The sequence below is a fragment of the Ruegeria sp. C5 genome, assembly GCF_056537605.1.
On the sequence record NZ_JBQFRX010000001.1, the window covers coordinates 407,419 to 423,279 of the forward strand.

Annotated in this window: 19 protein-coding genes and 1 other RNA gene; 6 read left to right on the forward strand and 14 right to left on the reverse strand. The window is 55.0% G+C overall.

Features of this window, described 5'->3' with window-relative positions; all coding sequences use genetic code 11:
- Nucleotides 1–32: 32 nt before the first annotated feature.
- Entirely contained in the window at nucleotides 33–266 is a 234-nt protein-coding gene (locus tag ACR0AW_RS02025; RefSeq protein WP_170732116.1) for a sulfurtransferase TusA family protein, read from the reverse strand.
- A gap of 105 nt (nucleotides 267–371) precedes the next feature.
- On the opposite strand from ACR0AW_RS02025, the gene ACR0AW_RS02030 reads away from it, so the two are divergent.
- From ACR0AW_RS02030 to ACR0AW_RS02045, 4 genes are all read left to right on the forward strand, one after another.
- Nucleotides 372–1,124 (forward strand): cytochrome c biogenesis CcdA family protein, encoded by a 753-nt coding sequence (locus tag ACR0AW_RS02030; protein ID WP_170393160.1) that lies wholly within the window; start codon nucleotides 372–374, stop codon nucleotides 1,122–1,124.
- Nucleotides 1,125–1,211: 87 nt separating this feature from the next.
- A complete protein-coding gene (locus ACR0AW_RS02035; protein ID WP_170732118.1) occupies nucleotides 1,212–2,426 on the forward strand; it encodes a hypothetical protein in 1,215 nt (404 codons plus the stop codon).
- Nucleotides 2,423–3,772, forward strand: coding sequence for a cytochrome P450 (locus ACR0AW_RS02040; protein ID WP_170732120.1), 1,350 nt, complete (start codon nucleotides 2,423–2,425; stop codon nucleotides 3,770–3,772). The genes ACR0AW_RS02035 and ACR0AW_RS02040 overlap by 4 nt, the downstream gene beginning before the upstream one ends.
- 72 nt (nucleotides 3,773–3,844) lie before the next feature.
- Complete coding sequence (locus tag ACR0AW_RS02045) at nucleotides 3,845–4,726, forward strand: fructose bisphosphate aldolase (RefSeq protein WP_170732122.1); 882 nt, start codon at nucleotides 3,845–3,847, stop codon at nucleotides 4,724–4,726.
- Nucleotides 4,727–4,739: 13 nt separating this feature from the next.
- Here the strand turns inward: ACR0AW_RS02045 and ACR0AW_RS02050 are convergent, their stop codons facing one another.
- The 4 genes from ACR0AW_RS02050 to fumC are packed head-to-tail and all read right to left on the reverse strand — an operon-like array spanning nucleotide 4,740 to nucleotide 7,190.
- The gene (locus ACR0AW_RS02050; protein WP_170732124.1) at nucleotides 4,740–5,342 is read right to left on the reverse strand and encodes a DNA-3-methyladenine glycosylase I; all 603 of its coding nucleotides are present in this window, start codon (nucleotides 5,340–5,342) and stop codon (nucleotides 4,740–4,742) included.
- A gap of 59 nt (nucleotides 5,343–5,401) precedes the next feature.
- Complete coding sequence (locus tag ACR0AW_RS02055) at nucleotides 5,402–5,623, reverse strand: ribbon-helix-helix domain-containing protein (RefSeq protein ID WP_170393155.1); 222 nt, start codon at nucleotides 5,621–5,623, stop codon at nucleotides 5,402–5,404.
- A complete protein-coding gene (locus ACR0AW_RS02060) occupies nucleotides 5,620–5,796 on the reverse strand; it encodes a DUF4169 family protein (RefSeq protein WP_170393154.1) in 177 nt (58 codons plus the stop codon). The genes ACR0AW_RS02055 and ACR0AW_RS02060 overlap by 4 nt, the downstream gene beginning before the upstream one ends.
- Nucleotides 5,796–7,190: a class II fumarate hydratase gene (fumC, locus tag ACR0AW_RS02065; RefSeq protein ID WP_170595699.1), complete on the reverse strand. Its 1,395-nt coding sequence runs from the start codon at nucleotides 7,188–7,190 to the stop codon at nucleotides 5,796–5,798. The genes ACR0AW_RS02060 and fumC overlap by 1 nt, the downstream gene beginning before the upstream one ends.
- Before the next feature lie 207 nt (nucleotides 7,191–7,397).
- Between fumC and ACR0AW_RS02070 the strand changes: the two genes are divergently transcribed.
- On the forward strand, nucleotides 7,398–7,961 hold the full coding sequence (locus ACR0AW_RS02070; protein ID WP_170421470.1) for a hypothetical protein: 564 nt from the start codon (nucleotides 7,398–7,400) through the stop codon (nucleotides 7,959–7,961).
- 27 nt (nucleotides 7,962–7,988) lie between these two features.
- Here ACR0AW_RS02070 and ACR0AW_RS02075 read toward each other — a convergent pair whose 3' ends face one another.
- The 9 genes from ACR0AW_RS02075 to ACR0AW_RS02115 form a co-directional block, all read right to left on the reverse strand.
- Nucleotides 7,989–8,456 (reverse strand): ClpXP protease specificity-enhancing factor SspB, encoded by a 468-nt coding sequence (locus ACR0AW_RS02075; protein WP_170405597.1) that lies wholly within the window; start codon nucleotides 8,454–8,456, stop codon nucleotides 7,989–7,991.
- A 76-nt stretch (nucleotides 8,457–8,532) separates the two neighbouring features.
- Nucleotides 8,533–9,783, reverse strand: a complete 1,251-nt coding sequence (gene chrA, locus ACR0AW_RS02080) for a chromate efflux transporter (RefSeq protein ID WP_480438524.1) — start codon at nucleotides 9,781–9,783, stop codon at nucleotides 8,533–8,535.
- The gene (locus tag ACR0AW_RS02085; RefSeq protein WP_170421479.1) at nucleotides 9,780–10,595 is read right to left on the reverse strand and encodes a sulfurtransferase/chromate resistance protein; all 816 of its coding nucleotides are present in this window, start codon (nucleotides 10,593–10,595) and stop codon (nucleotides 9,780–9,782) included. Before ACR0AW_RS02085 ends, chrA begins: the two co-directional genes overlap by 4 nt.
- 129 nt (nucleotides 10,596–10,724) lie before the next feature.
- On the reverse strand, nucleotides 10,725–11,156 hold the full coding sequence (locus tag ACR0AW_RS02090; RefSeq protein WP_170393148.1) for an ester cyclase: 432 nt from the start codon (nucleotides 11,154–11,156) through the stop codon (nucleotides 10,725–10,727).
- 99 nt (nucleotides 11,157–11,255) lie between these two features.
- Nucleotides 11,256–11,602: a transfer-messenger RNA gene (gene ssrA / locus ACR0AW_RS02095) on the reverse strand.
- A gap of 36 nt (nucleotides 11,603–11,638) precedes the next feature.
- A complete protein-coding gene (locus ACR0AW_RS02100; protein WP_170421482.1) occupies nucleotides 11,639–12,001 on the reverse strand; it encodes a DUF4345 family protein in 363 nt (120 codons plus the stop codon).
- A gap of 62 nt (nucleotides 12,002–12,063) precedes the next feature.
- Nucleotides 12,064–12,714 carry a hypothetical protein gene (locus ACR0AW_RS02105; RefSeq protein WP_170421484.1) on the reverse strand — a complete coding sequence of 217 codons (651 nt, stop codon included), beginning with the start codon at nucleotides 12,712–12,714 and terminating at the stop codon, nucleotides 12,064–12,066.
- A 13-nt stretch (nucleotides 12,715–12,727) separates the two neighbouring features.
- Nucleotides 12,728–14,128: a selenium-binding protein SBP56-related protein gene (locus ACR0AW_RS02110; protein ID WP_170393145.1), complete on the reverse strand. Its 1,401-nt coding sequence runs from the start codon at nucleotides 14,126–14,128 to the stop codon at nucleotides 12,728–12,730.
- Between the two features lie 116 nt (nucleotides 14,129–14,244).
- Nucleotides 14,245–14,976, reverse strand: coding sequence for a FadR/GntR family transcriptional regulator (locus ACR0AW_RS02115; RefSeq protein WP_170732135.1), 732 nt, complete (start codon nucleotides 14,974–14,976; stop codon nucleotides 14,245–14,247).
- 89 nt (nucleotides 14,977–15,065) lie between these two features.
- Here ACR0AW_RS02115 and ACR0AW_RS02120 point away from each other — a divergent pair, with 89 nt between their 5' ends.
- Nucleotides 15,066–15,857, forward strand: a complete 792-nt coding sequence (locus tag ACR0AW_RS02120) for a DUF2182 domain-containing protein (protein WP_170393143.1) — start codon at nucleotides 15,066–15,068, stop codon at nucleotides 15,855–15,857.
- Nucleotides 15,858–15,861: the final 4 nt, after the last annotated feature.

Genomic DNA, 15,861 nt, shown 5'->3' on the forward strand with positions numbered 1-15,861 from the left:
TTTTTTTCATTAGCGTGCGTTCCAAAGAAACCTCAGGCCGATTTTTGGATCACATATATCTGATGACCATCCACTGTTTCTTGCGAGACAAGTGTGTGGCCAGATTCGGTACAGAAATGCGGTACGTCGATAATCGCGGCTGGATCATCGGCCAGCACGCGCAGCATACCCCCCGCAGGCAAGGATTTCAGTCGCTTCCGAGCCTTCAAAACAGGCAGCGGGCACAACAATCCTAGCGCATCCAGTGTTTCGATCTCATCGGTCATGGGGCTGAGATATTTCCAACCGGCGTTGCTGTCCAGCGCGCAACCACGAGGATGTGACCGAATGGCCCCGTGACGAAACCCGCGCGATACCATATGTGCTGAGTCATGTTCGGAATTGAGATCATAGACGCGGGCCTTCTGCCTGCCATGTTTATCGCCATGCTGGGCGGGTTGATAAGTTTTCTGTCTCCCTGCGTGCTGCCGATTGTGCCACCGTACCTCGCGTATATGAGCGGTGTGACTATCAACGAGATGCAGGATGAGGCGCGCGCGCGGCGCAAGGCGACCCTGGCGGCACTGTTTTTTGTTCTGGGTCTGTCGACCGTGTTCCTGCTGCTAGGCTTTACAGCCTCGGTCTTTGGGGCGTTTGTTCTTCAGAATCAGGTGCTTTTCGCCAAACTCTCGGGCGCTGTCGTCATTGTCTTTGGCCTGCACTTTCTGAACGTGTTCCGTATTCCTTTGTTGGATCGTGAGGCACGCGTTGATACGGGTGACTCCAGCGGATCTGTGTTCGGGGCATATATTCTGGGACTGGCCTTCGCCTTCGGTTGGACGCCGTGTATCGGCCCACAATTAGGTGCAATCTTGTCGCTGGCCGCCTCCGAAGCATCAGTCACGCGTGGCACCGTATTGCTTGGCGTATATGCGGCAGGCCTGGGCATTCCATTCTTGCTGGCTGCGATGTTCCTGAACCGCTCGATGGCGGTTATGAACCGCATCAAACCGCATATGGGCACAATCGAGAAGGTGATGGGCGGGCTGCTGCTTTTTGTCGGCATCATGCTTGTCACCGGTTTGTTCACCGAATTCAGCTGGTGGCTGCTGGAAACATTTCCGGCTTTGGCAAACCTCGGTTAACCCTCTGGCTTTAAACACGGATGGATAGACGCCAGGTCTTACCTTGGCGTCAACGCTGCGCTAATCTTTGGCGCAGAGGGCCGGGTAATGAGCAGTCAGCAATCCAATCCGCAGGTGCGCAAACGCCGGGTGTTTTACATTCCCGGCTACGACCCGATTCATCCGCGCCGATATCGAGAGCTCTACCGCAAAGAGGGGGGCGCCCAGGCTGAGATATCGGGATACCAGATCGATATTAGCGCTAGGACGGGCGAAGGTCCCTACGGCTGGCAGGTGACTTCTCAGCAGGACGGCAGTCCTGTTGATGCAGATGTTCAGGTTCTGGTCTGGTCGGATATCGTGCGTGACAGCATGGCTCAATCGATACCGGCAACCTATCTGCAACTGGCGAGAACCGCCTGGATATATATCTCGACCGGTACGCTTTGGCGGCTGATGCAGCTGCGCAAGGGGCCCGTAATTGCGGCGCTATACCCGGTGGCAATGCTGCTGCTGCAGCTTTTTGCATCGTTGTTGATTGCTTGGGGTTTAGTCTCTGTATTGAAACCACTCGTTGGGTGGTGGTCTTTGGTACCTGCTGCCGGGGTAATCTATGCTCTGATGCAATGGTTCCGAAAGATCGATAATCGACTGTTCGCTTATTACCTTATGCATGACTATGCCCACTCGGCGAAGCTATACGGCGCGTATTCGCAAGATCTGCAATCGAGGCTGCGGGAGTTTTCTGACCTGATCACCGAGACGCTGGACACAGACACCGATGAGGTGCTGGTCGTGGGTCACAGCTCTGGCGCCCATCTTGGTGTGTCAGTGTTGGCAGATGTTTTACGACGACGGGGCGGTGTACAGGATAAGCCAGTCTTATCCTTTCTGACCTTGGGGCAGGTGGTGCCAATGGTTTCGTTTCTACCGCAGGCACACACGCTTCGTGCTGATCTTAAATATCTGTCCGAACGCGCGGATATGACTTGGATCGATGTCTCTGCACCAGGGGATGGCTGCGCGTTTGCGTTGTGCGATCCGGTCGCGGTCAGCGGCGTCGCTGGCCCCAAAAAATGCGGGCCGCTGGTTCTTTCTGCGGCCTTCACCCAAACACTGTCCCACGCGCGATGGCAGCAATTGCGTTGGCGCTTTTTTCGCCTGCACTTTCAATATCTTTGTGCGTTCGATCAACCTGGACTTTATGACTATTTCCGCATCACCGCAGGTCCTGAAACATTGAAACAGCGGTTTGAAAGGCGCGCCCCATCACGATCGCGCATTGAGCGGGCTGTTTCGAAATACATCGCGGTGGAAGCATGACGCCCCCAAAGCCCGAAGCACGACCAGATAAGGTCTCGCTGTGGCGGTATCTACGTCTGTTTCGGCAAGACTTGCTGTCTGCTCAGCCCCAGCGTCTATATCGAGCGTGGATGGCTGAATTCCGAACGCCGTTCTTTCGCTCGTATATGGTCAACCAACCCGATCTGATCCGCGCAGTTCTGAAAGAGCGCCTGGATGCGTTTCCAAAATCAAATCGCATCAGCGAAGGCTTACGCCCCTTATTGGGCCGGTCCGTGTTCCTGACCAATGGCGAAGTCTGGAAACGGCAGCGCAGGATCATTGATCCCGCCTTTGAAGGCGGACGTTTGAAAGACACGTTTCCCGCAATGTTAAATGCGGCGCAGGCTTGTGCGGATCGGCTTTCAGGCAGAGTTGGGCAGAGGGTGGAATGTGAAGAAATCACAAGCCATGTCGCGGCGGATGTGATTTTCCGTACCCTGTTTTCGGTTCCTATCGAACATGAGGTTGCCGCGCAGGTCTTCGATAAATTCCGAATCTATCAGCGCGAACAGCCCTTGCTGAACCTGGCCGCATTCGTGCCGGTTCCAAGCTGGATGCCCCGATTTCATTCTCGCAAAACTCGCCAAACCGCCGGCGAGATTCGGGATCTGATCAGCCGATTGACGGATGAACGCGCTATAGCAATCGAAAACGGGTCGGCCCCCGATGATCTGGCCACCAAGATCATGACGACTACAGACCCGGAAACCGGAGACCGGTTTGATGCGCAGGAAATGGTCGATCAGGTCGCCATCTTCTTTTTGGCGGGGCATGAAACCAGCGCATCGGCGCTGGCCTGGACGCTCTATTTGATGGCACTGTATCCGGACTGGCAGGATAAACTGGCTGAAGAAGCGCAGGCCCTGGACACGCCTGATTTTTCCACCATGTCCCAATTGAAACTCAGCCGCGATGTATTTCGCGAAGCTCTACGTCTGTATCCACCAGTTCCGATGATGGTGCGCGAGGCGACATGCCCAGAACGCTTCCGTGATCGGGATGTTCCGCAGGGCTCTCAGATCGTTGTGAGCCCCTGGCATTTGCATCGACATGAGCGGCTTTGGGACAGGCCGGACGATTTCGATCCCACACGATGGACGACGGAGAACGGAAAGAAATGCCAGCGCGAGGCCTATATTCCGTTTTCGGCTGGCCCCCGTGTCTGCACGGGTGCGGGGTTTGCGATGGTCGAAGGGCCTTTGATCTTGTCAATGCTGTTGCGCCGTTATCGATTCGAAACAATTCACGGCGAAACGCCGGTACCGGTCGCGCATTTGACGGTCAGATCGAAGGACGGAATTTGGTTGCGCTTGGTTGAGCGCTAACAAACTACCATCGCTCTTCGGCATGCTGTATGCGGTTTGAAAATGCGGAATCATATTGAACGGGATTGAGTTATGTCGAAAGCAGAACAGCGCGCGCAGATGTCCGAAGGCGCAGGATTTATCGCAGCACTGGACCAAAGCGGCGGTTCAACCCCGAAAGCGCTGGCTTTGTACGGCGTTGAAGCATCGGACTACGGATCAGACGAAGAGATGTTCGGCGAGATTCAGAAGATGCGCGCGCGGATCATTCTGGCTGACGATTTCACCAAGGATAAAGTGATTGGTGCGATCCTGTTCGAACGGACCTTGGGCGAAGAAATCGACGGCAAGAAGGTCGCGGATTACCTGTGGTCCGAAAAAGGTATCGTACCATTTCTGAAAATCGACAAAGGGCTTGAGGATCAGGCCAACGGTGTTCAGATGATGAAGCCAATTCCGGGGCTGGCTGAGACGTTGGCCAAGGCGGATGGTGTTTTTGGCACCAAGGAACGTTCAGTTATCCACGAAGCCAATGCTCAGGGCATTGCCGACGTTGTCGCGCAGCAGTTCCAGGTCGCACGCGTGGTCACTGATGCGGGAATGGTCCCAATTGTCGAGCCTGAGGTAAACATCCACTCGGAAACCAAGGCCGAGGCTGAGGACATTCTGAAATCAGAAATTCTGAAGAACCTGGATCAATTGGTCGAGGGTCAGGAAGTGATGCTGAAGCTGACGATCCCCAGCCAGGCCAACCTTTATGATGAGGTGGCGGATCACCCGCGCGTCCTGCGTGTTGTGGCGCTGTCCGGCGGGTACTCGACCGAGCAGGCCTGCGACCTGCTTGGCCAAAACAGCAAAATGATCGCCTCATTCTCGCGCGCACTGACCGAGGGATTGTCAAAGCAGCAATCTGATGCGGATTTCAACGCGGCACTCGGCGGCAATATCGACAATATCTACCGCGCTTCGATCTGATCGCGGGGAGAATCTATTCGGGTTTGATGAAATCGCGGCGCATCTGCGCCGCTTTTTCGTGCATGGCGCATCCAATGGCGTGATCGTTGATCAGCCCCATGGCCTGCATGAATGCAAACACGGTCGTCGGACCGACGAATTTCCAGCCGCGTTTTTTCAGGTCTTTTGACATCGCAATGGATTCTGCCGAGGTGGATGCGCTTTGCGGGGCGGGTGGCGTCTCGGGCTCGTACCTCCAGACATAAGCTGCCAATGATCCCTCGGTTGCGATAAGGTCCTGCACACGGCGGGCGTTGTTGATCACGGCTTCGATCTTGCCGCGGTGACGCACGATGCCTTTGTCGTCCAGAAGTCGATTGATATCGGCATCAGAAAACTCAGCTATCTTATTGAAATCGAATTTATAAAACGCTGCCCTGAAATTCTCGCGTTTTGACAGAATGGTGCGCCAACTCAAGCCTGACTGAAAGCTCTCGAGGCACAGTTTCTCAAACAGTCGTCTGTCATCGGAAACCGGATATCCCCATTCGTTATCATGATAGTCAAAGAATTCGGGGACGGCCTTGCACCACGAACACCGAGGTTTTCCATCTGGGCCCGTTGCCAAATCGTTCATGAATGTACCCTTTTTGTTCTCCGCAAGGATAAGCGACGCGATTGTTTGAAATCAAGTACTTAATCGGTTTGTCGATACCAATTCAGAATGAAGACACGAATGGCCGAAGCCAGTCCGGTTTCCGGGTCGCGCTCTGCATCAATATTTGCCGCCAGGACATTGATTGGGATATCTTTTTCCCGCGCGATATCACGGAAGGCTTGCCAGAACTCATCCTCAAGCGAAACGGATGTTCGATGACCTTGCAAGGTCAGGGAGCGTTTGACAGGACGTCCACTCATTCGTCGACCTTGTGACCGTCAAGGTCCCGGCGCTGCCGGTCTTGCTGCAGCTTTACAACGGTCCTGTCGGCTTTGGATTGCCCGTGTTTCGCAGCGTTTGCATCCGCGCGGGCCTTTTTTTCAGCCCGCGCTTTTTCTTTTCGAAACCGGTTCAGGTTAACCGGTTTACCCATCAGTCCTTGGGTCCAATCATATGCTCGGGCCGTACAACCGCATCAAACGTAGCCTCGTCCACAAAGCCCAACGCAATGGCTTCTTCCTTAAGTGTTGTGCCGTTCTTGTGCGCTGTTTTGGCGACGGTCGTGGCGTTGTCATACCCGATTGTCGGTGCCAGAGCAGTCACCAGCATCAGGGATTCCTTCATCAGCTTGTCGATGCGTGGCTCGTTGGCTTTGATGCCCAACAGCATTCGCTCGGTAAAGCTGTCGGTTGCATCGCCGAGCAGCTGGATCGACTGCAGCAGGTTATAGGACATCATCGGGTTGTAGACGTTCAACTGGAAATGGCCCTGCGAGCCTGCAAACTTCATTGCTGCGTCGTTGCCCATCACATGCGCGGCCACCTGAGTCAGCGCCTCGGCCTGTGTCGGGTTCACCTTGCCTGGCATGATGGACGAACCGGGCTCGTTTTCGGGCAGGATAAGCTCACCCAATCCTGAGCGGGGCCCCGAACCCAACAGACGGATATCGTTGGCAATCTTATAGCAGGAACCGGCAATCGTGGCCAAAGCGCCCGACAAAAAGACCATGGCATCATGTGCGGCCAGAGCTTCGAATTTGTTCGGCGCGGTCACAAAGGGCAGGCCGGTGATATCGGCCATATTCTTGGCGACAGCCTCATCCCAGCCGCCATGCGTGTTCAAACCGGTACCCACAGCAGTACCGCCTTGAGCCAGTTCATAGATACCGGGCATTGCAGCTTCTACACGCGCAATGCCCTGACGAATTTGATGCGCATACCCGCCGAATTCCTGTTCCAACGTCAACGGCGTGGCATCCTGCGTATGGGTGCGGCCGATCTTGATGATACCGGCAAACTCTTTTGCCTTGGCATCCAGCGCCGAGGCGAACTTCTCAAGCCCGGGCATCAACACATCGCGCACACTCATCGCTGTGGCGATGTGCATCGCGGTGGGGAAAGTATCGTTCGAGGATTGACCCATATTGCAGTGATCATTCGGGTGAACGGGATCTTTCGAGCCAATCTCGCCACCCATAATCTCAATCGCGCGGTTCGCAATGACCTCGTTCGAGTTCATATTGGATTGCGTGCCCGAGCCGGTTTGCCATACGACCAGAGGAAAGTTGTCGTCAAACTTGCCTTCGAACACTTCACCGGCCGCTTGTATGATCGCGTCGGCGATCTTGGCGTCCAGCTTGCCGATGGCTTTGTTTTCAATTGCACAGGCCTTTTTGATCACACCCAACGCGCGCACGATGGCGACGGGCTGCTTTTCCCAGCCGATGGGGAAGTTCATGATCGAACGCTGCGTTTGCGCGCCCCAGTACTTATCGGCAGGCACCTCAAGCGGGCCAAAGCTGTCGGATTCAGTGCGGGTTTGAGACATCGGTCGCTCCGGTCTGGTATGCAGTCGTATGCCGTTTACCCGCAGCAAGGCTGTGGCGCAATCGGCCAGTTGAGCGCACCTTAAACTTGGGCCGCGCAAAGGTATAGACGCGGCACAGCTACAAATAATTTCTGTTAGCGAAAACAGTGCCATTGTACGTCGGCGGGCTAAAGTTAAGATGGGACAATAACCCTGACGGAGGCAACCATGCGCGTGTCACTTCTCAAAAGCCCTTTGTATACGCTTGCGTTATTGTTTGCCGCGAGTTTTTGGCTGGCAGTATTTGTGCAACACGCTCAGGCGACGGGAATCGAGCCGTTCGTGGGCGACTATACCGGTTCGGCCGACGTTGTTGATGCGGATGGTACGGCGACCCCTCGGGATATGAGCGTTTCGATTCAGGAAATTAAAGGGGGCTTCAACGTGAGTTGGACCACCACGACTTACAAAGCCGACGGTCGCATCAAGGATGAGAAATACTCGGTTGATTTTCAAAGCTCGGATCGGCCCGATGTTTATTCTGCGGCCATGAAGCGAAATGTGTTTGGCCATGAGGTGCCGCTTGACCCGATGAAAGGGGAACCTTTTGTTTGGGGGCGGATCGAAGGAGATACTCTGACGGTGTTTTCGTTGTTCATAGCCGAAAACGGTGGCTATGAGCTTCAGCAATTTGACCGGACACTAGCTGATGGCGGGCTCGACCTGTCATTTTCCCGGTTTCGCGATGGGGTTAAGTCGCGCTCGGTCGAGACATTCCTTCAAAAAGAATAAACCCCGCATCAAGCGGGGTTTTCTGGGTCATTTCCGAAAGCTGTCCAGCGAGACCACATCCGCATCATGCTGAGGTTCCGTCTCTTCGGCCTCAAGCTCAATCGGGGCTTCTTCCGTCACATGGATCTCTTCGTCCTCGTCTTCTGGGCTTTCAAAGCGCAAGCCAAACTCAACCGAAGGATCCACGAAGGTCTTGATCGCCAGATAGGGGATGTAAAGGGGTTCCGGCGCATCCCCGAAATTCAGCGTAATCGAAAAGCCATCGTCACCGACTTCGAGGTTTTCGAACCAGTGCTGCATGACAATCGTCATCTCGCCTGGATAGCGCTCACGCAGCCAATCGGCCAACTCAACGCCCTCATGCCGTGTATCAAAAGTGATAAAGAAATGATGCGAACCGGGCAGGCCGGTTTCGGACACGTCGGTCAGGACGGTCTTGATCAGGCCTCGCATGGCCGTGTGCATCAGATTCCCGTAGTCGATGTCTTGCGACATGGTTGATCCTCGAAAGTGGTTAATCCCAGCATAGTTCATTCGGACGGAAACGAAAGGCTGTGCTGGGCTGTATTGATTACAAAACCTGCATGCCTAGTCCGGCCAGAACCATGATACCAAGTGTGGTTGCTAAACCGGATTTCATACGGAAAATCAACAGGCCAGCCAGAACGGTCAGCACAAGTGCGCTGAATTCAAGCGACGAAAGGTCGGGTAGGGGGAGAGAAACTGGTCCCCAATGCCACCCCGGAATTGAGGTGAACAAGACGTTTAGCCCGAACCACACGGAGAGGTTGAGAATCACTCCGACGACCGCAGCTGTGATTCCGTGCATCGCGGCCCCAAGACGCGGACGCTCGGCGATTCTATCCAGATGCGGGGCTGCAAGAAAAATCCACAGAAAACACGGTACAAACGTCGCCCATAAAGCGACAATGCCCGCCGCAAACGCCAGCGAGGCGCCTCCGGCAATCTGACCGCTAAGCATGGCCACAAACTGAGTCACCAGAATCAGTGGCCCAGGCGTGGTTTCGGCCAGACCTAGCGCGTCGATCATCTGGTCCGTGCTGATCCATTGGTAGGTTTCGACCACGGTCTGGGTCATATAGGCCAGCACCGCATAGGCACCGCCAAAAGTTACAACCGCAAGGCGGGCAAAGAACCAGCCCAGATCGCTGAGCAGTTCCTGACCGCTCAAAGACAGAACAAACAACGGCCCCAGCCAAAGAATAAGCCAGAAAACCGCTGTGCGAACAGGATTGGCAAGTGTTGGGCTGGTTTGAACGGCAACGGGCTTGTCGTCTTTCGAAGTCACGAATCCCCAAACGGCAGCGCACAGTATGATTAGCGGGAAGGGCAGGTTGAAGACAAAGATCCCCAAAAAGGCTAGGCCCGCGATAACCCGGTGCTCGACGTCTGTAAGCGCTTTCCTCGATAGGTTCCGTAATGCTTGCAGGACGATGATGATCACCGTGGCCTTGATGCCCAAGAACCCGGCTTGAACCAAAGGCAATGTACCATAGGCCGCATAAAGCAATACCAGCAGCGCGATCACCAGAGCACCTGGCAGTACAAACAAACAGCCCGCGATTAACCCTCCGGCCACGCCGCGCAGCCGCCAACCTGCATAAGTGGCAAGCTGCATGGCCTCGGGACCTGGCAACAGCATGCATAAGGAAAGCGCGCGCAGATAGGTCTGTTCGACCAACCAGGGGCGCTTTTCGACCAGCTCCTGATGCATCAGTGAAATTTGGGCGGCGGGGCCGCCGAAGGACAGCAGCCCGATGCGCCCAAACACCCTGATCAACTCTTGATATGAAGGGGTCATCTGCCGTGACCCGCGGGCCAGTCATGCGTCTCGCTAGAGCCATCGCGCGCCCAGCGATAGAGTGCATCATAGATGTGCATTCCAGCCTGCAATTGTTGTTGGTCATCCCGATACTGGCGCGACAAGCCGACCGAAAGGGCCAGCAACCCGGCGGCCTCAGGCGCCAGATCGTGCCTGTTTGTATCGGCGGCACGTATGATCGTCGCCATGCGGTCCAGAGGCTCAGATCGAAGCTTGAAGTCATCCAGCATCGTGTCAAAGGTGCAATTGTCGCCGCGATGGCTCCAATCAGTTCCTTCAACATCAAAGGGTGTGGCGCCGAAGTGCTCGGCAACCCCCTGAATTTCATCCGGTGCTACAAACAGGAACCGAGCGCGCCTGTCGACAAACCTGCGGATCAGCCAGGGGCACGCGATGCGATCAATCTTGGGGCGGTGCCGCGTCAACCAGACCGTGTTGCCTTTTGCAACTGCAGGAAGGGCAGGCACAGGCACGACCATTGCGCCCGGCATAGCGCGCCAGGCGAACATTCCACCTTCCAGAAATTCTGCCACCACCCCTTCAGCCTGCAGCCATGAAACAACGCCCTGACTCAGCTTTTTGCCTTTCTGGCAAATTACTACGCAAGAATGATCGCCGGTATGATTTCTTATGCCATCAACATTTTGATATGGCATTCGGAATGCGCCGGGTATGAGGGAGGGATCATCGTCGAAATCCCCATCTGTTCGCACATCAAACAGGATAGGAGCCTGAGGCGTACCGATCAGGCGCAAGAGTTGTCGGGGTGTAATTGCATTGGGGGCAGCCATTGCATGTTTCCTTATTGCTTTGGATACATGCGAACTTGGGCTGCCGCCTCACGGGGTGTTCGCAAGCTTACCCCTTGATCCTCTGCTAGCGCGCAAATGCGGGATGGGTCAAGCTTGCGGTCAAGTTTATCAGGCCCAGTCCAACCTTTGCCCGGTCATGCAAACCGGAAGGGTATCCTGTGGGAACTGCCCCAGTTGTTCAAAAAGTGTAATGAAATCAAACTGATTATAGGCCTCGACCATCTTGTCCCCTTTGAAGCGCGCCATGACTTGTCCGGTAACTTCAAGCGGGGCACCGTTATCGGCCCGGAAGGTGCGGACATGCAGAATACCAGAGACCCAATCACCATTTTCGATGATCTTCGGCAGTTCGACTGTGATCTCGCCCAGAACATGACGAAACGCCATGACCAGATCGCGAAAGTCGTCCGCGCCAACCTGCATTTCGGGTATCAACCCTTCGGCCATCGTATCCGGGGCAAAAAACTGATCGATTGCATCGGTATTGCCTTGTTCCCAGACCTCTGAATACCATGCCCTAAGCCTGTCAGAATTCGTCATCTCAGCCCTCCTGTCGCTTGTTCAGGAAGATGGATCAGAGAAATGAATAAACCCTGAATCCCTGGTGAGTTATGGGCATGGAGCAGACATAATCGGTAAAATGCAGGTTTCTGTTGCCAGGTACCTGCGAACCCCGCCTTACGCGGCTAGGCGCAAGGGCTTAAGTTTCGGTCTTGCTACTGCTTACGCAGCAACTGCAACCGGAGCACGATTGTCGTTTGCAATTGTACTAGTTTCGCCGGTAACGGTGGCAGACAGCCGAGACAAAGCTAACCCCTTTAGACGTTCGTCGATCCTATTTCGGCCCCATGATCCTCAAACGAAGGATGTTGGTGGAGCCGCCGGGTACCGCCCCCGGGTCCGATCCGCTTATTACGAGCGCGTTTATGTCCATAGTCCCGAAGGACCCCTCATATATAGGTTAGGACGTGGTCGGATGCAAACCCGGAATGCTAAGGTTGACTTATATAAAATTCAATAAGTTAAGCAGCTCTGTTCATGTTGGCGATAATAAGCCAAAGGGCCAGAACAAGCTCGATTCCACCAAAAGTCAGCGCCTTGACGAACGGGGGATTATCCAGCGCCAAAGACACAAACCGACCCAACGCCGCCCCTGCATAAACAACGCCCAGCATGGCATATGCCATCGGTGTGTTGAGCCAGAGAACCACGGCACCTGTCACCACGAACAACCCGCCAACCGAGGCTCGCATCTCACTAAGTCCCATGGTGCTTTTGGTGGGGGCTAGGTCCAGCGCGTTGGCTGTGTAGGCCGGGGCCAGAAATCCGAACAAACCAAAGCCGACGGTCAGCAAGGCGGCAATCACGTTAAGGGTTGCGATCATGGACTTTTTCCCTTTCTGCTCTGCTCGCAGAGTCTAGCGCAGCACTATGTAAAGAAAAGCATCTAAATCGCTGACCACAAGCCTATAACTCCGACCGCGATCAGGCTGAGAGCCCAGACAAGTTCCAGATTGAACCAGCTGCGTGACAGAAATTGAAGGCCCAGCCAGCGATAGACGGCGAAGGCCAAAATGCCTCCGCCAAGGATCATGGCGGCTGTGTGAAGTGCAGCGACCGTCAGTACGAGCAGGCCATTGCTCGCCATGATCTGAGAGACTGCGATCTGGCCCGTTTCCAGCTCGTCTGATCCACACAATCCAAGATAAATCGGAACCAACATCAACGCCGCGCCGTGTGCCAGCGCAACGAGGAACGACCAAAGTGCCAATTTGCTTGGCGGTACGCGCGACAACATCCGGGGATGCCGGCGTGTTATGGCGATGTAAACACCCATTGTGATCACAATCAGCGCAGCGCCGATACGAATTTCGCGTTGATATTCAACCAGAACTGCCATCATAGCAAATGGCAGTAGGACCCCCAGCATGGCGACGAAATGACCACCAGCCAGGGCGGTCAATGCGCGCCACAAAGCTGATGGCCGTTGTTCCATCAGCGCCGAAGATACCGCAAGCGGCCAGCCCATTCCGGGATTCAGGCCATGATAAGCGCCGCTAAGCACAACGGCCAGCCAGAGACCAGCCGTTGATGTCATCAGAGTCTCCAACTCAGACCGATGGGTAGCAGAAACTATCGGTTGAACAGTCTCCACCCTCAAGCCGGATTTGGTGGGCCCGATATCCGTCCGGGAAGTCGACCCAGAACTTCGGATCCAATGTCAGGCCCCCGTTCTCGCCAACATCCGCCTTGACCATCGCAGCCCCGCGTTCACCGGGATAGAACTGATCATCCCAAGTGGAATAAAGCGAATTGGTCCAATATACCCGCTTTCCGTCGCGGCTGATTTCAACCATCTGCGGCCCGTAACCAAAGTCTTGCCCGTTGGGATGTTTTGTTTTCTTGACGATCCCCCCGATCTCGACTTTGCCCGCAAGGGTCGGGTTCATCGGATCAGAGACATCGTATTGATGCATCTCACCCGTGCCCCAACAGGCCACATAAAGGTATTTATCGTCCAAGCTGAGGTCGATATCCGTGACCAGTGGCGGAACGGCAGAGAAGCCTTTCAGCAATTCAGGCAAGTCATCTGGATCAGCGGGCTGCGGATCGATCGTGATGGTCTTCTTGGCCTCGAAGGTGCCATCATCATTACGCCACCAAGTAAAGATCGCGCCCTGCAGGTTGGTCGTGTCAACCACCACACCACAGAACCCATATTGTTTGACCGGATCGTGAGCGGGCCGGATTTCCAGGGCCATCTGGTGATTTTCACCCAGATCGATGGTCTGAATATTGGTCCGGCTGCGTAGGTTCCAGAAATGGATGCTGTGCCCGTATTTGTTCGAAAGCAGATCCTCGGCCACGATGCCGTTTTCGAATTGCGGAGGCAGTCCCCATTCCGAACTGACCATATAGTCGCGTGGCAGGTTCCACCAGAAATCGTAGTGTTTGTCTTGGATACCTCGCTCGATCTCGTAGCGCCCGATGATCTCGAAGCTCTCGCAATCCATGATGAAAATGCCCGGAGGACCGTCCGTGCCGTCTTCGCCACCGCCTCCAAGCGTGCTCACGTAGATCCCCTCCGGTCCGCAATGGATCGTGTGCGGGCGGGAATATCCAGTTTTTGCAAAAACTTCTTCGGGTTCGATGATCTTGTGTATCTTGGCCTCAAGCGGGTTCTTGACGTCGATAATGTAGATCCGGCTTGATCGTATGCCAGGAACAATGAGGTAGCGGCGTTCCAGAAACGCATGGCCACTAAGCGGTGACAGCGCAGAGGAACAAGCGTTCCACCCGAAATGGTGAAACTCATCGCCTTTTTCTGGCATGATCACCTGATGAACAATTTTTCCGTAATCATCCGAAGTCGGATCCACGTTCACGACGGCCAAACCGTCTGGTTGGGAAAAATCAGGGCTTAGCATCAAGGTGAATGCAAGCGTCTCAGTGGGGCCCTCCATCGCCAGTTTGGCTGATGGGTAAAAGGTTGGGTCCGGTCTTTGGTTCATAACGTCCTCCCGTAAGTCATTGATCTTCAATTCATGTTGGAAGTTCCGGTCTTAACGCCGGATGTCATGCTGCCTGCTCGGGCACCTCGCCGTCCTTCGTTCCTTTTTGCCTGTGGTCAGGCGGGTTTGCGTCGTCTTTCGGCCACGTCCTGCGCCAGTTGCCGTGTATAGGCCTCAAGTTTGATCAATGCCGCATCGACCGGGCCGGCATCACGCGCTTCCAGTGCGTCTGTGATGTCACTGTGAAGGGCGATGATCTCTTCGCGGGATCGAGCCGTGAACGTAATCATGTTCATCAGAGGTTGCATAGCCTCGACCGCACCGGCCAATTGGTAGGACAGAACGGGGTTGCCCGCGCCATCCACAAGCGCGCGATGAAAGGCGACGTCGGACGCGCAGAAAGCCTCATCTGTGAGACCTGGTTGCGCCTGACGAAAAATCTCGGCCCGCATGGTGGCGAGTTGATCCGCGGTACGACGTTGTGCCGACAAAGCAGCGCATGCACGTTCGAGCGCATAACGCGCTTCGCATGCGGTGTCGAAACTGACTGCGTTCATCGACAGCAGCAGTGTCGAGGTTGTGACTTGTTGGGAATAGGCGTCCTCAAAACTCAGCCGGTTCACAAACGCACCACCCGATGCCCCGCGTTGCGTGCGGATAAGGGACTGCGCTGCCAGACGTTTCAATGCTTCGCGAACCGTAGGCCGTGATACTTTGAACTGATCGGCCAACTCAGATTCTGATGGCAGACGCTCATCGACGATCAGCCGACCCGAGATAATGGCGTCGCGGATCGCCTGAGCAATTTGAGCGGATAGATCTGCAGTACTCTGAGGGTCGATTTTCATGGTTGTTTTCGGCGATGCGTAATTTTTATTTGTCTGACATTTAAAAGTCTGACATTTGAAAAGCAAGAGAGTTGAGTCGGGAGGAGCAAGTGAGTCGCTCAATTTTCCGCAGCGCGCTTTGGTTGGGCTTCTACATCACGATCCTTTGGTCGTGGTGGATGATGGTCTCAATGAGCCGCGATATGGACGTGGACTGGATCGGTCGACCCGGACCGATGGGTCAGGCGATGGCGGCCATGGATCCGCGTATGGACATGTATATGCCCATGGCCGAGTTCGGCCCACTTTTCTGGATGTGGGCGATCATGATGGCGGCCATGATGCTGCCGACTTTGGTGCCCACGTTGCGCAGTTATGATGATCTGATCCGCAGCGCGAACGGTACGCGGGCAGGGTGGCTGGGCGTTCTATCCGGATACTTCATAGTTTGGGTGGGCTTCGCTGCGCTGATCACTGGCCTGCAATTGGCGCTGCTGTTTGGCGGCGCGGTTGATATGTTGGGAATCGCTAAATCGCCATATCTGGCCGCCGGCCTGTTGATCGCCGTGGGTGCCTTTCAGTTTTCTCGGGTGAAAGAAGTCTGCCACGGTGTTTGCCATGCACCGATGACGTATTTTCTGGGCCACTGGAAAACCGGATTCGGCGGCGGTGTACGCATGGGCGTCGGACTGGGTGCGTTCTGTGTCGGTTGCTGCTGGGGCTTCATGGCGTTGGGCTTTGTCGGCGGCGTCATGAGCCTGCTCTGGATGGGGCTGGCGACCCTGTTCATGGTATTGGAAAAACTTCCCCAGATCGGGCACGCCGTGACCCGTCCTATGGGATTCGTCTTGATTGCGGGTGGTTTTGCACTGCTCGCTCATCACATTGTTTACGGAGGATAAGTCG